The organism is Streptomyces sp. DT2A-34 (assembly GCF_030499515.1).
GTDB lineage: Bacteria > Actinomycetota > Actinomycetes > Streptomycetales > Streptomycetaceae > Streptomyces.
Window position 1 is genome coordinate 2,301,986 of the sequence record NZ_JASTWJ010000001.1, and the last position, 13,021, is coordinate 2,315,006.

Genomic DNA, 13,021 nt, shown 5'->3' on the forward strand with positions numbered 1-13,021 from the left:
CCAGCGTCTCAGCCCTCCTCGTCGTCCCCGCGCCGACGGAGCACTCGCTCGGCAGTCCCGCTGGAGAGCTTGCCCGTCACCGATGATCTGGCTCGGTCGAGGGTCTCGCTGCCTGTCGCGATCGCCGTCGTTGTGACTTCCACGGGCGGCTCGGGATCGAGCACGGTCGACAGTCATTGGACGCGAGACGATGGGTGGACGCGGGCCGCGGAGGTGAGGGACACCTTCGTGTTGGCCGTGCCGACAGCCGCATCCACGCGGGCCATCAGACGCTCGGTGCTACGTGAGATGAGTTCCATCCGGTTCTGCCGGGCAGCCCGAAAATGCGAGGCGATGCCGGTCCAGCTCACCCGGAGACGCATCCAGCACGCGGTCGCTGAATGTCGTCATCCATCGTCGGCTCCTGAAGTGGCTCTTCGCAATTGAGGGCGTGGGCGGTGTGCGCGGCGGTGGCCACCTTCGCCTGCCCTGACCTGACTACGTTCTGTCGCCTCGATGAGCTCGGCTTGGAGGTAACCGCACAGCGGGTGGAGCCGGATCGGGCAGTTCTTGACTGCCGCGTCGTGGACGTCGAGACCGACGGCTGGTGCCGCCGCTGCGGCTGTGAAGGAGTGCCACGGGAAACGGTCACACGGCGTCTTGCGCATGAGCCGCTGAGCCGGCGCCCGACGACGTTGCTGGTCACGTTCCGCCGCTACCGGTGCATCGGGTGCGGGCACGTGTGGTGGCAGGACACGCACAGGGCGGCCGAGCCGCGGGCCAAGCTCTCGCGCCGGGGTCTGCGCTGTGTGTTGGAAGGGATCGTGGTCCAGCAGGGTCGCCGAGAGCCTGGCGGTGTCCTGGGCGACGGCCAATGACGCGGTCCTGGCCGAGGGCAAGCGCGTGCTGATCGACGAGCCGACCCGGTTCGACGACGTGCGTGCGATCGGGGTCGACTAGCACGTACGGCGCCACACCCGCCGCGGGGACAAGTACGTCACCGTGATCATCGACTTGACCCCGGTGCGCGACGGCCCGGGCCCGGCGCGGCTGCTGGACATGGTCGAGGATCGATCCAAGCCAGTGTTCAAGGTCCTGGCTGGACGCCCGCTCACGGTGTGAAGTCCATCCAGAGGGGCGCCGCCCTGTCCACGCGCCGGGCCCCGCATCGGCATGGTCGACGAGTACGACATCCTCACAGCTGTCGGCCAGCAGCCCGCGCGGCGCACTTCCTGCTGTACGCCTCCTCCGCCCAGGACGTGCGCTACTCCTGGCCCGGGGCGAGTGGCGAACAAGGCGGCCCAGCTGACGAGCTATTCCCAGCCAGGCCACGAGTGTTTGTCGAGGTCGAAGAGAACCAGAAGGCGCTGCACACTCCGCACCTCTAGTGCGCAAGACCCGTTGCCACGCTACAAGCCCCTAACCTGCGCAAACGTGAAGACCACGCGGAAATTTCACAACGGGGAGAAACGCGGGAGACGGGGGAAAAGTCGACCGCCTCAACGCGACTACGTCGATGCCCCACCCCCCTACCCGCGCAGCCACAGGGCCGAGAAGATGCTAGGTCTTCTGCGACCCGAGAAGACGTTGGTCTTCGCGTACGGGTGTCGGGGGCGACCGCCCAAGGCAGGGTCGAGAAGATGTTTGTCTTGGGAGACAGGTGGCGGGCGACCCGCTCGACACGGTTGCTTGTCATCATGCGGAGACAGGTCAGCCCTGCAAGATCGCTGGCGGACCACGATCACCCGGCAGCTGCACACCAGACCCTTCCACAGGACGAGTGCGGTCTCGTATCCGTCATCGGTTCGGTCTCATATCCGGCCAGCTCCGCACCTGACCTCATCATCTAATGTTGCATTTCCGGGGCGATCTAGAAGTTCAACGGGAGCCTCATCCGTAGTGCGTCTGGCAACTGCGAATCAGGGCGGTGGCTAATCCATACCAAGAAGCGCTAGAACCGATGGACGAAGTAGCTAAGACTTCATGAGCGATTCAAGCCACTAGCCAGGCAGAGGCAATGACCTTCATCATTTACGCAAGACGTGAAATCATACAACGAAGAGTTGAGTCTCGATCGATGCTAATCAATTCGATTCACAAGGTGTGAAAGTTGAAGCTGTTCTTTATTGCAATGAGAGAAGCTCGAAGCTCAACGAACATGGTGCAAAGTCGCAAGGAATTAGGGCATGGGGAAGAGTATCAAGGATATGACTGTTACAGTATGCTAATAATCATCGCGCTAGTGGTAGGCCTATTCGTTGGTGGTGATGCCGCTGCGAGGTAAGGTACTCACACCAACAAGTGGGCTGTGTACTGAGTACGCACGCCGGCATGGGTGAGGGTGACTCGGGAAACTGAGGGTGCGGAGTGTGAGAAGCAGTTCGGGAAGCAAAGGTGCAAGCAGCGGCCCAATCATCGGACCGAGTCGAGCACGGATGGTTGGCCCCTTCCCGATGCACAATCCAGTACCAACACGCCACAGGGCAGGGACGGAAGGGACGGAATTCCACTATTGTTGGCTCCCGTATCTCCTCTTACTTCCTCATGTGTAAGGTTCAGAAAAGCCGTCCCTTCCACCCCTAACACCCCGTCTTCGCAGGTCAGCGGCAGGGACGGCGACAGGGACGGCGTCCGTAGAACCGTCCCTGTCGGTGCCGGCGCGTCCCTCAGCGCGTACCGCTCCATCCGGGCGTGCCGTGCCACGAGGTAGACGCCAGGTCCGCCCCGGTGACGTACTGGACGCCGTTGGACTTCTCCGTCACTCCTTCTATCCCTGGCACCGCGACCAGTCGCTCGTAGAAGCGGCGGTTAGCGTAAGGCTTGCGGCCACTATCAACGGCCCATCCGCGGTAGAGCTTGTACAGCTCGACCCTGTTGCACCGCTTGCCGAGGCCGATGGTGACCTTGCCCAGCTCCACGGCGTCGTCCATGAACTGTCGGACCGAGTCGGCTTCGGAGCGGAACCGGTTGGCGGCCATCGTCATCGTGTGGGGCAGCGTGGTGATGCCCTCGGCGAGGTACTGCCGCAGACCCTCCACGGCCCACGCGGCGATGCCCTCCAGCTCGTCCTCCATCTTCTCCGCGAGCCGCGGGTCACGCCGGGGGTTGTCGGGGCCGTACGTCACGCCGAACTCGACAGGCCGGAAACGACCCCAGATCGCGTCGTCGTCGCCGCGCGGCTGCGGGAACTGGTTGGAGGCGACCCAGATGACGCACTCGGGGTTCCAGTTCGTCTCGAAGCCGTAGTTCGCCCGGCTGTTCTGCGTGTCGCCGCCAGTGAGCCGCTTCACGAGGGCTTCGTCCAGTTCCTGTCCGTGGCCCGTCTCGGAAGCGGACACGTACCGCTTGCCCTTCATAGAGTGCAGCTCGTTGGAAGGGCCGCCAGCGCCCTTCTTCGGCCGGAGTGCCCCATCGTTGGCGGTGACGCCATAATCCTGCCCGAACATCTTGGCGAGGGTGTTCACGACGATGGACTTGCCGGTGTTCGCCGGGCCGTACAGCCACATCATGATTTTCTCGCTGGAGCGCCCGGTGAGGGTGTAGCCGACGACCTTCTGAAGGTACTCACGGGTGGCCTGGTCGGGGACGTTCTCCTCAAGGAAGGAATCCCACCGAGGACACGTTGCCTCGGGGTTGTAGTTCACGGGGAGCATCCGAGTCTGAGAGTCCCCGGCGTCGTGGTCCGCGAACTCCATAGTGTTGGTGTCCATGGTGCCGTTGGCGAAGTTCACGAGGAACCGGTCACGGTCGAATTCGCCGGGCCACACCACGACTGACGGGTGGGCCTGGAGGGCACGGAAGCATCCGTTGATGGCACCGGAGGACTGCTGTCCATTAGCCCACTTCTCGAACGTTTCCCGCTCGGACAGTCCCTTTGCGGCAGGGGTGTCGTCGTATTCCCCGGCTTCATCTTCCACCATGTAGCGGAGAGTTTCCCAGATGAATCCGCGTACGGTGGTGTCCGCGCCGAACATTTCCCACTTCCGGTCGTCGTAGACGGTGAAGCGCCCCTCCTTTTCGTCCCGGACGAAGCGGATACGGTCACCGAACTTGGCGATGACGCGCTCCGCGTTTCCGAAGTCATTCCGCGTGTGCTTGGCCACCGTTAGACCCTCCTGTAGTTCATGTTCGGGCGGGGCTTTGCGGCCCTCGGTGTCGCCTTTTCCCATCCGGATTCGATGGTGCGGCGCGCACGCCATTCAGGGTGATTTCCCTGGATGCATGCTTCGAGGAGCTGGGCCTTTACCCATTCCTCGTCGGAGCCGAGTTGTCCGCCCTTGAAGAGTCCGGCGATGCTGAACGCGGCCTTGTTGATGGTGTCGTTCTGGGTTCCGTTCAGTGCGGAGATGATGCCGTCACACTCCGACGCGAGCGCCGCGAGGGCGTAGGCGGTGGTGCCACCCGGGGTGTCGTGCTGCTCGTAGTTGCCGGTGCAGGGCTGACTGAACGGGCAGTCATCCATCCACGAGTCAGCGGCGGTCTTCGGCGTCGGCACGTACACCTTCGGCCGGAGCATGTCGACGAGCTTGGCCGGCGCCGCCACGGGGGCGTCGTCGGCGCATACCTCGTAGAAGCCCGCAGGCCCGGAGTCGTCGGCCGCCGCCCAGGACGGAGGGGCCACCACCTGGCCACCGTTGCCACGGGTGTCGAGGTCCGGCCCGAGCTTCCCGGCGGAGTTGCGGAGGTCGAAGTCCACGCCGTCCCACGTCCAGTAGAAGTGGAGCCCGCCGGTACGGGTCTTCACGGTGTAGGTGGCGGGGAACTGTCCGATCTTGGCTTCGAGGGCCGCCAGGGTGGCACTGCCGATCTTGCCGGGGCCGTCATCGACGTCCAGGACCCAGAGGTTGGACGCCTCGCCCGTCACGATGCACACGTTGGTCTGGGGTCCGGCGGGGAACCACGAGACGATCTTGTTCCAGTCGTCGTGGGTGGCCTCGTTCGGCCACCCCTTCATCGTGGGGTACTTGCTGCCGTACGGTGCCGGGATCACCCGCCAGCCACGCTGGGCATAGGCGACGGCGGCGACTAGGGGCATACTGGTGGTGATCGATGCCGCCGCCTGGTTGTTGATCTGTTCGGAGCCGCTGCCCTTGCCGGGGGTCGCGGCTCCGGTGCTGTTAGGCGGCATCGCCATCACCGCCGTCCACGGGCTGCGGGACCGCGAGCAGCAGCACGGCGAGCTTCGACCGCTGCGCATCGGTGAGCGGCGGCGCGGCAGCGACCGCGCGGCGGATGTGCTGTTCGAGCTTCGCGGCTTCGAGTTCGCGACGAGTCTCCGCGGCGGCGGCATGATTGCCGCGCCGGACGTAGCCACCGAGCTGGCGCTTGAGAGCCTGAGGGTCGGGCGCAGAAGGAGAGGGCACCACGACAACACCTCCGATATCGGAGTCGTGTCGCAAGTGCCCTCTTGCGCTGATGTGACCGGGGAGCCGGAGCACCCGGTCAGGCTTGCCGACCAGCTTAGGCCATAAGCTCAGGGTCTGAACAGCTTGAGCGTCTGGACCCTCCCCGTCCTGCGGGCCGCCCGCAGCTTCGCCCTCACTGCTGCTTCGTCGAGAGGCAGGTCCCCGTCTTCGGGGCAGTCGAGAAGTCGAGGGACGACGCCAGGAAACCTACGGTCGCGTGCTGCCCAGTAGGTGACGATCTCCCCATCCGCGTTTTCTTCGACCGTTGCGACCCGCGCACCGCACTTACCGCAGCGGACGCGCACCAGAGGCTTGCCGCCAGGGAGATGTGCCCCGGCGAGCGCGCGTACGGCGGCTTCCCGTCGCCGGAGGGACTTGATGATGTCCAGAATCGTGCCCATGGGGCTCAGCCCTCCCACTTGATCTCGACGGTCTCGGGGTCGGAGTACCCCATGCAGGACTCATGCGGCACCGCCCTCGTCGTCAGTGAGGCACCCGCACTCGTCCTCGTGGAGGAACAGCGCCGGGATTACCATCCCTGCCCGGGTCAAGGCTCGGCGCTGCTGGCGGTTGGGCATCTGGGGGCGTGCCTCGCAGTCAGGGCACTTCCCGTGCAGGTTGGCAGCGCGGCGGACAGCAAGCCCGTTCTTGAGCGTGTCGGGGGCGGAGTCGGGAATGGCCGGCTGGATGACCAGGGCCCGGTCTCCGTCGAACATGGCCAAACTGACGTCGTAGCTCTTGTGGCCCCCCGGTATTCGCGCCCCGGAGGTCGCGGCTGTTATGCGACACCGTGGCCACCCCCGTTGCGGCTGGCGCGGGCCTTCGCGGCGCGAGCCTGAGAGGACTTGAGGGCGAGCCGGCGGAAGTGGGCCTTACGGGCGTGCTCGGCGCGGCGTGCGCGCTCCTCGGGGGGCAGGGTGCCCTCCGGGTCCACATCGCGCTCGAACCTGGCGAGGGAAGCCGTACGGGCGGGCAAGGTGTGCGCGATGGGGTCTTCGCAGCTGGCCCACATCTCGTGGGCTGCGATCTGGGCGCGAAGACGGCGCTGTTCAGGCGTAAGGGGCATAGCTAGGGAAGCCCTTCGAAGGGTTCTTCCCGGCCCGTCGACCGGCCCGCTTGGGCCGCCGGTTCAAGTCACTGCCGCGTGCAGCTCGATCGACAGACGGTTCCTCGGTGCCCCTTACAGACGCCGGACTCACAAGTGTACGTCATGCGCTGCGCTAGGTGTGATCAGGACTGCGGTCTGCTTCACACGCGTTCTCCTGTACGCGCGATACTTCGGCGCCACCCGCCCCTTGGCGGCCTCGAAGACCCTGGTGTCGAAGACGCCGCAGTTGTCATGGCTACCGCTCAGCTGAAGAGCGCCGTTCGACAGCACGTAGGCCACGATGCGGTGGCACACCGTGCAGCGAAGTGGCACGGCGACCGCAAGCGGCGGCGAAAACGGGCTGTCAGGCGGCGTGCCGCTGATGGGGGCGAAGTACTGCATTACAGGTCCCCCAGTCCCAGCCTGCGGGCTTCCTCCGCAGCCCGTCGCTCCGATGACGCCCGCGTGTAGCGGTCCAGCATGTCCCTGCGCGTCCACCCCGCAACGGCCATCAGCCCGCCCTCGCTGCCACCGGCCGCCAGCCACCTGCACGCCGCCGTGTGCCGCATCAGGTGGGGGTGGAAGCCATCGATGCCGGCCAGCTCGGCACGGCCCTTCAGGGCGGCGTACAGGCCGTCGTAGCTGAAGCCCTTGCCACGGTCTCCGAGCCAGAGGTCCGGCGTGGACGCCAACCGGTGTGCCTTGCGTATGCGCAGATACCGGTCGATGGCCCGCCCGGTCTGGGCACCGAACGGCACAGTCCGGCCTTTTCCGCCCTTGCCCTTTCGGATCACCGCGCCGCCCTCTCTGAGGTTGACGTCGTCCAGCGCCATTGACACGACCTCTCCGGCGCGGGCTCCGGTCTCGATCATGAGCCGGATAATCGCCTCGTCGCGGCGGTCGCGGAGATCGTTCCCCTTGCACGCCTTTATCAGCGTCTTCAGCTGGTCATCATCCAGGGATTCGACGACCTTCACGTCCAGCTTCGGCGGGCGCAGGTTGACGAGCTGATCGTCGCTGATCTCCCCCTCGTCGGCCAGCCAGGCCGAGAACCGGCGGACCGCCAGCTGCCGTGAGCGGGCGGTGGACGCCTGCGCTCCACTGTCGATCAGGTGCGCCGTGAAGGCATTCACCGTGGGCCGGTCCAGGGCCGGGGGAATACCGGTCAACGCCGTCCAACGCAGGAAGGAACGGACGCCGTCGCCGTACGTTTTCAGGGTCTGGGCGGACTTCCGTTCGGCGGCGAGATGAAGCACCCAGGAGCCCAGAAGGGCACGCATGTCTGATTGGTCCATGCCTGAAGCATATGCCAGACCGCGGCGTGTGATATCTGGGCTAGGAGCGCTGCGCTTGCCATGAAAAACGCCCCTGGCCCGCGAATCCGCAGGTCAGGGGCGTTCTGTAGGGGCTGGGCTCAGTCGAGGTAGTCGCGCAGCACCTGGGACCGCGACGGGTGGCGCAGCTTCGACATCGTCTTGGACTCGATCTGGCGGATGCGCTCGCGCGTGACGCCGTACACCTTGCCGATCTCGTCGAGGGTCTTTGGCTGACCGTCGGTGAGACCGAAGCGCATGGAGACGACGCCCGCCTCGCGCTCGGACAGGGTGTCGAGGACCGAGTGCAGCTGCTCCTGCAGCAGCGTGAAGCTGACCGCGTCGGCCGGGACGACAGCCTCGGAGTCCTCGATGAGGTCACCGAACTCGCTGTCGCCGTCCTCGCCCAGCGGCGTGTGCAGGGAGATGGGCTCGCGGCCGTACTTCTGGACCTCGATGACCTTCTCGGGGGTCATGTCGAGTTCCTTGGCCAGCTCCTCCGGGGTGGGCTCGCGGCCCAGGTCCTGGAGCATCTGGCGCTGGACGCGCGCGAGCTTGTTGATGACCTCGACCATGTGCACCGGGATACGGATGGTGCGGGCCTGATCGGCCATGGCGCGGGTGATCGCCTGACGGATCCACCAGGTGGCGTACGTGGAGAACTTGTAGCCCTTGGTGTAGTCGAACTTCTCGACCGCGCGGATCAGACCGAGGTTGCCCTCCTGGATGAGGTCCAGGAAGAGCATGCCGCGGCCGGTGTACCGCTTGGCCAGGGAGACCACCAGACGGAGGTTGGCCTCCAGGAGGTGGTTCTTGGCGCGGCGGCCGTCCTCGGCGATGATCTCCAGCTCACGCTTGAGCTTGGGGGCGAGCTTGTCGGCGTTGGCCAGCTTGTCCTCGGCGAAGAGACCGGCCTCGATGCGCTTGGCGAGCTCGACCTCCTGCTCGGCATTGAGCAGGGGGACCTTGCCGATCTGCTTCAGGTAGTCCTTGACCGGGTCGGCGGTGGCGCCGGCCGCGGCGACCTGCTGCGCGGGCGCGTCGTCCTCGTCCTCGTCGGAGAGGACGAAACCGGCGCTCTCGGCACCCTCGGGCTCGTCGCCGGGCTTGGTGTCCTCGAGGACCTCGTCCTCGATCAGCTCGGCGTCGTCCTTCTTGGCGGTGGTCTTCTTGGCCGCCGTCTTCTTGGCGACGGTCTTCTTCGCGGCCGCCTTCTTGGCGGTCGTCTTCTTGGCAGCGGCCTTCTTCGCGGGGGCCTCGTCCTCGACGGCGGAGTCGGCGGCGGGCGCCGCCGGCGTGGCGGTGGCGGTGGCCTTCTTGGCGGTCACCGTCTTCGCCGCGACCGTCTTGGTGGCGGTGCGCTTGGCCGGACTCTTCGCTGCGACGCTCTTTCGGGTGCGCTTGGGCTCCGCGGCACTGACCATCAGCGTCACACCCTCTTCCTCGAGGATCTGGTTGAGGCTGCGCAGTACGTTCTTCCACTGAGTGGCCGGGATCTGGTCAGCTTCGAAGGCCCGACGCACATCGTCGCCGGCGATCTGCCCCTCAGCCTTTCCCCGCTCAATGAGAGCCATGACAGAGACGGACTCGGCGATCTCCGGCGGGAGCGTACGGGATGTGCTGGCCGACACGAACAACCTCTCGGAACGTTGGAAAACGGCTTCCGGCCCCGTCCACGGCGGACAGGAGCCGACCACCGACCTGGGGATTGGGCCGACGGTGCGGGCGGGGGCCGGGAAGATGCACAGCGCCTTGAGCGGCGTCCGTATTCCCTCCTCGGCTGTCACCTCTTAGGTCATCGCGTTGTTTCCCCGAGTGTTACGCCCAATCTGCGTGGCCCGAGTCACATCCCGTAACCGATCAAAAGCGGGCAGATGACAACAGAAGCGGTCGCCCATAGCTTCGATGATGCACTGTACGGCGATTCCGTCGCCCCATTGCACCGTCGGACCCGCAGGATCCGTACTGGATCCTGCGGGTCCGACGGGAGGGGGTGCGCAGACCGGGAGATGCCACAGGAGGGGGAGGCATCCTCAGCCGCGCGACCCAGGGGCGCGGTCAGTGCTCGCGGGGTGCGGGCACCACGCGCTCCACCTCGGGGTGGACGGTGAGCAGGTGACGCATGGCCGTTTCGGCGGCCGCGCCGTCGCCGGTGGCCAGGGCGTCGACGATCCTGCTGTGCTGCGCCAGCGACGTCTCGTTCGGCCGGTCACAGCCCGTGACGGGGCCGCCGGAGACCTGGAGGGCGGCCGAGACGATCCCCGACAGGTGCTCCAGCATGCGGTTGCCCGCGACCTGGATGAGCACGCTGTGGAACTCGGTGTCGGCACGGGAGAAGGTGAGGACGTCGCCCTGCCCCATCGCATGACTCATGATCTCGACCATGTCGGCGAGCCGCTGCTGGACGTCGTCGCGCCCGTGCCCGGCGGCGAGGCGGGCGGCGAGCGGCTCGATCGTCCAGCGCAGCTCGCTCAGCTCCCGACGTTGATCGTCGCGCTGCGGTCCGAATGCCCGCCACTCGATGATGTCCGGGTCGAGGAGATTCCAGTCACTGACGGGGCGCACGCGCGTGCCGACGTTCGGGCGGGCGCTGACCAGGCCCTTGGCCTCCAGGACGCGGAGCGACTCGCGGACGACGGTGCGGGAGACCTCGAAGCGCTGGCCGATCTCCTCTGGCACGAGCGGACGGTCGGCGCCGAGGTCGCCGGAGACGATCATCTGGCCGAGCTGTTGGACGAGTTGGCCGTGCAGCCCGCGTCCGCGGCTGCCCGCGGCGCGTCGGCCGACACGGCCCAGCTCCGGGTCCGCGGTCTCCCAGGGGGAGGCTCCGACGCGGTCGGTGACGGGGGCCTCGGCGTAGGGGTAGCGGTCGAGATCGCCCGGGCCGGCGAGACCGGAGTCGGCGGCGCGGGCGGCGGTCATCATGGTGTGCGCAAGGGTACTCACGGATCCTTTGTCGGCGCCGTCCCCAACTCCCTTGAGGTCTTTGGTGAAAAGCACACGAAAGGGTGATCGCTCACCCCGTCGCAATTGACGCCTTATCGGAAAGAAATGGCCTCTCCTCGGGGAGTTGCGCACACGACGGATCCGGGAAGCTCAGGGATGGTCGTCATCGGACCCTGCTCCGCAGGGTCGTGAGCAGATAGGCGCAGAGCAGCGCGGCCAGCGACAACGTCAGTGCGCCGCCGACGGGTTGGGCGATCACGCGCGCGACGGCGGCCAGATAGCGCTCTCCCCCGAACGGCCACTGCGACAGGAGGACCTCACGCAGCCGCAGGGGAAAACCGGCCGCCGTCCGCACAGACGGACCCTCCAGCGCCTTTTGTACGAGGGGTACGACGACGATGGGTACGGCGACCACCGCCGCGAGCCCGGCCGTGGTCGACCGGAACAGGCCCGCGGCCAGCACGCCGGCCCAGGCACACCCGACCACGAGGCCGATCCAACTCGCGCTCAGCGAAAGCCAGTCGGTCGGAACTTCCGCGAGCTCCCGTCCGTAGACGAGATAGAGCACTTCGGCATTGCAGCCCACGGTGAGGAAGGCCAGGACCAGCGCGGTGGCGGAGGCGACGAGGAGTTTCGCGGCCAGCAGCCCCAGCCGACGGGGGACGGTGCCGCGATCCGCGGCCAGGGCGGGGTGACGGAACTCGTCGCCGAACGCGATCGCGCCGAGCAGCCCGGCACCGAGCGCCGCGGGCGGCAACGGGAGCTCCTGCGGCCACGCGACCAGCAGGCGCGGCTGCGGAGTGTGTCCGATACGGGCCAGCAGTACGGCGGTGAGGGCGGACACCACCAGCACGGCGGCGCCGGTGAGGAACCCCGTGCCGACGCCGGCGGCGCGACGGAGTTCGTAGCGGAGGGGGCGGAGGGGGCTGGGGGCGGGGCGGACGGAGATGGGGGGCGGGAGATCGGGGAGGACGTCGAGGGCGGAGGTTGCCGCGCGCGAACCGGCGGCCTGGGACGGAGGCCGATCGTCTGGGAGTGCGTCGGCGGGTCGCGGCTCGCCCGTGGGTGCCTGTGGAGCCTCTGCCGAGGCCTCCTGCCCAGCGGCCGTGACCGGGTCTCCGTCCGGCGTCGGCGGCGCCTCGGGGGCTGCCGGGCGATCGCCGGCCGGGGTCACCCCGTCGTCCGGCGCCGACGGTGTGATGCCTGCGTGCCCATGACCACCGTGGGCTGCGACCAACTTGCCGTTCGGTGTCTGCCGCACCTGGTCTGAACGCAGCTCGATCGAGGGGTCCCGCTCGACACCGGGTCCCATGTCGCCGATTTCGTCGGCGAGTTGGTGCACGAGGATGCCGTGGCGGAACGCGGTCTCGCCGACGTCGGCACATGTGCTGCCGTACACCGAGAGGCAGTTGCCGCTCTCGCGCACGACCTCGATGGAGCGCTGTGCCGTGCGTGCCTCCTTGGTGAGCAGCGCGGCGAGGCGGGAGGCGTGCGGAGTGCGGACAGCGACTCGGGGGCGCAGCCGGGTGCGGGAGAAGTCGGCGGCGTCCAGGTCGGCCACGAGCCTGCCCTGCTCCAGGGTGACGACCCGGTCGGCGGTGCGCGCGGCCGCCTTGGGATCAGCCGTGGTCAGCAGGACCGTGCCGCCCTGGGTCGCGTGCGCGCGCAGCATGCCGTACAGCCAGCGGCACTCGCGGGCCGAGAGCCCTTCCGCGGGATCGTCGAGCACGAGTGTGTGCGGGTCGGCCAGCAGCACACAGGCCAGACCGAGGCGGCGGTCCATGCCGCGAGAGAGGGTGTCCAGGCGTTCGTCGCGCAGGCTGACGAGGCCGACGACCTCCAGGACCTCGTCGGCGCGCCGAGCCGGAACACCGGCGGCGGCGCACAGCATGCGCAGATGGCCGCGGACAGTGCGGGCCGGGTGCCCGGGAACCTCGCCGAGGAGCACACCGACCTCGCGCGACGGATGGGCGATGCGATGCAGGGGACGGCCTCTGAAGTAGGTGATCCCACGGCCCTGTTGGAGTTCGAGCATGAGTCTGAGCGCCGTTGTCTTGCCTGCTCCCGGCGCCCCGAGCAGCGCGGTGACACGTCCCGCGTGCGCCTCGAAGGAAACGTCGTCGACGGCGGGGGGAAGCTCCTTGCGAGGGTTGCTGGTCAGTCCGATGGCCTGGATCACTCAAAGCAAGATAGCGCGCTATGTCCGTTTTTTCGGGCAGCGCACGGCCCGCTCCCGGCGCAGATCGGCTCGCTCGGCCCCCTGTTCGCCCTTCGTCCGCGAGCACGGTCGG

At 67.3% G+C, this 13,021-nt stretch carries 12 protein-coding genes and 1 pseudogene; 3 read left to right on the forward strand and 10 right to left on the reverse strand.

The genetic code is table 11. The annotated features are described in order from the left end of the window. Nucleotides 1–8 precede the first annotated feature (8 nt). Nucleotides 9–143: a hypothetical protein gene (locus tag QQM39_RS09910; RefSeq protein WP_301996323.1), complete on the reverse strand. Its 135-nt coding sequence runs from the start codon at nt 141–143 to the stop codon at nt 9–11. Nucleotides 144–437: 294 nt separating this feature from the next. Between QQM39_RS09910 and QQM39_RS09915 the strand changes: the two are divergent. After that, nucleotides 438–1,089: pseudogene (locus QQM39_RS09915) on the forward strand (ISL3 family transposase); the annotation flags it as partial. Nucleotides 1,090–2,645: 1,556 nt separating this feature from the next. Here the strand turns inward: QQM39_RS09915 and QQM39_RS09920 are convergent. Then, complete coding sequence (locus QQM39_RS09920; protein WP_301996324.1) at nt 2,646–4,082, reverse strand: phage/plasmid primase, P4 family; 1,437 nt, start codon at nt 4,080–4,082, stop codon at nt 2,646–2,648. Nucleotides 4,083–4,084: 2 nt separating this feature from the next. After that, nucleotides 4,085–5,014: a bifunctional DNA primase/polymerase gene (locus QQM39_RS09925; RefSeq protein ID WP_301996325.1), complete on the reverse strand. Its 930-nt coding sequence runs from the start codon at nt 5,012–5,014 to the stop codon at nt 4,085–4,087. Nucleotides 5,015–5,018: 4 nt separating this feature from the next. On the opposite strand from QQM39_RS09925, the gene QQM39_RS09930 reads away from it, so the two are divergent. After that, nucleotides 5,019–5,450 (forward strand): hypothetical protein, encoded by a 432-nt coding sequence (locus tag QQM39_RS09930; protein WP_301996326.1) that lies wholly within the window; start codon nt 5,019–5,021, stop codon nt 5,448–5,450. 2 nt (nt 5,451–5,452) lie between these two features. Here QQM39_RS09930 and QQM39_RS09935 read toward each other — a convergent pair whose 3' ends face one another. The 5 genes from QQM39_RS09935 to QQM39_RS09955 all read right to left on the reverse strand — a co-directional run bounded on the left by QQM39_RS09935 (nt 5,453) and on the right by QQM39_RS09955 (nt 9,415). After that, the gene (locus QQM39_RS09935) at nt 5,453–5,785 is read right to left on the reverse strand and encodes a hypothetical protein (RefSeq protein WP_301996327.1); all 333 of its coding nucleotides are present in this window, start codon (nt 5,783–5,785) and stop codon (nt 5,453–5,455) included. 377 nt (nt 5,786–6,162) lie between these two features. Continuing rightward, nucleotides 6,163–6,450: a hypothetical protein gene (locus QQM39_RS09940; protein WP_301996328.1), complete on the reverse strand. Its 288-nt coding sequence runs from the start codon at nt 6,448–6,450 to the stop codon at nt 6,163–6,165. Nucleotides 6,451–6,579: 129 nt separating this feature from the next. Continuing rightward, nucleotides 6,580–6,873, reverse strand: a complete 294-nt coding sequence (locus QQM39_RS09945; protein WP_301996329.1) for a hypothetical protein — start codon at nt 6,871–6,873, stop codon at nt 6,580–6,582. Beyond that, the gene (locus QQM39_RS09950) at nt 6,873–7,766 is read right to left on the reverse strand and encodes a tyrosine-type recombinase/integrase (protein ID WP_301996330.1); all 894 of its coding nucleotides are present in this window, start codon (nt 7,764–7,766) and stop codon (nt 6,873–6,875) included. Before QQM39_RS09950 ends, QQM39_RS09945 begins: the two co-directional genes overlap by 1 nt. 119 nt (nt 7,767–7,885) lie before the next feature. Further along, nucleotides 7,886–9,415, reverse strand: coding sequence for an RNA polymerase sigma factor (locus QQM39_RS09955; protein ID WP_301996331.1), 1,530 nt, complete (start codon nt 9,413–9,415; stop codon nt 7,886–7,888). On the opposite strand from QQM39_RS09955, the gene QQM39_RS09960 reads away from it, so the two are divergent. Continuing rightward, nucleotides 9,357–9,578, forward strand: a complete 222-nt coding sequence (locus tag QQM39_RS09960; protein ID WP_164904851.1) for a hypothetical protein — start codon at nt 9,357–9,359, stop codon at nt 9,576–9,578. The two genes, QQM39_RS09955 and QQM39_RS09960, sit on opposite strands and share 59 nt — an antisense overlap. 264 nt (nt 9,579–9,842) lie before the next feature. Here QQM39_RS09960 and QQM39_RS09965 read toward each other — a convergent pair whose 3' ends face one another. Both QQM39_RS09965 and QQM39_RS09970 read right to left on the reverse strand, forming a co-directional pair. Further along, the gene (locus QQM39_RS09965) at nt 9,843–10,730 is read right to left on the reverse strand and encodes a FadR/GntR family transcriptional regulator (RefSeq protein ID WP_301996332.1); all 888 of its coding nucleotides are present in this window, start codon (nt 10,728–10,730) and stop codon (nt 9,843–9,845) included. A 163-nt stretch (nt 10,731–10,893) separates the two neighbouring features. Further along, nucleotides 10,894–12,909 (reverse strand): ATP-binding cassette domain-containing protein, encoded by a 2,016-nt coding sequence (locus QQM39_RS09970; RefSeq protein ID WP_301996333.1) that lies wholly within the window; start codon nt 12,907–12,909, stop codon nt 10,894–10,896. Nucleotides 12,910–13,021 lie beyond the last annotated feature (112 nt).

Bases quoted from the DNA above. Each gene is read 5' to 3' on its own strand.
- QQM39_RS09945 (WP_301996329.1), bottom strand. From the start codon at position 6,873: ATGCAGTACTTCGCCCCCATCAGCGGCACGCCGCCTGACAGCCCGTTT.
- QQM39_RS09935 (WP_301996327.1), bottom strand. From the start codon at position 5,785: ATGGGCACGATTCTGGACATCATCAAGTCCCTCCGGCGACGGGAAGCC.
- QQM39_RS09925 (WP_301996325.1), bottom strand. From the start codon at position 5,014: ATGCCCCTAGTCGCCGCCGTCGCCTATGCCCAGCGTGGCTGGCGGGTG.
- QQM39_RS09960 (WP_164904851.1), top strand. From the start codon at position 9,357: ATGACAGAGACGGACTCGGCGATCTCCGGCGGGAGCGTACGGGATGTG.
- QQM39_RS09940 (WP_301996328.1), bottom strand. From the start codon at position 6,450: ATGCCCCTTACGCCTGAACAGCGCCGTCTTCGCGCCCAGATCGCAGCC.
- QQM39_RS09950 (WP_301996330.1), bottom strand. From the start codon at position 7,766: ATGGACCAATCAGACATGCGTGCCCTTCTGGGCTCCTGGGTGCTTCAT.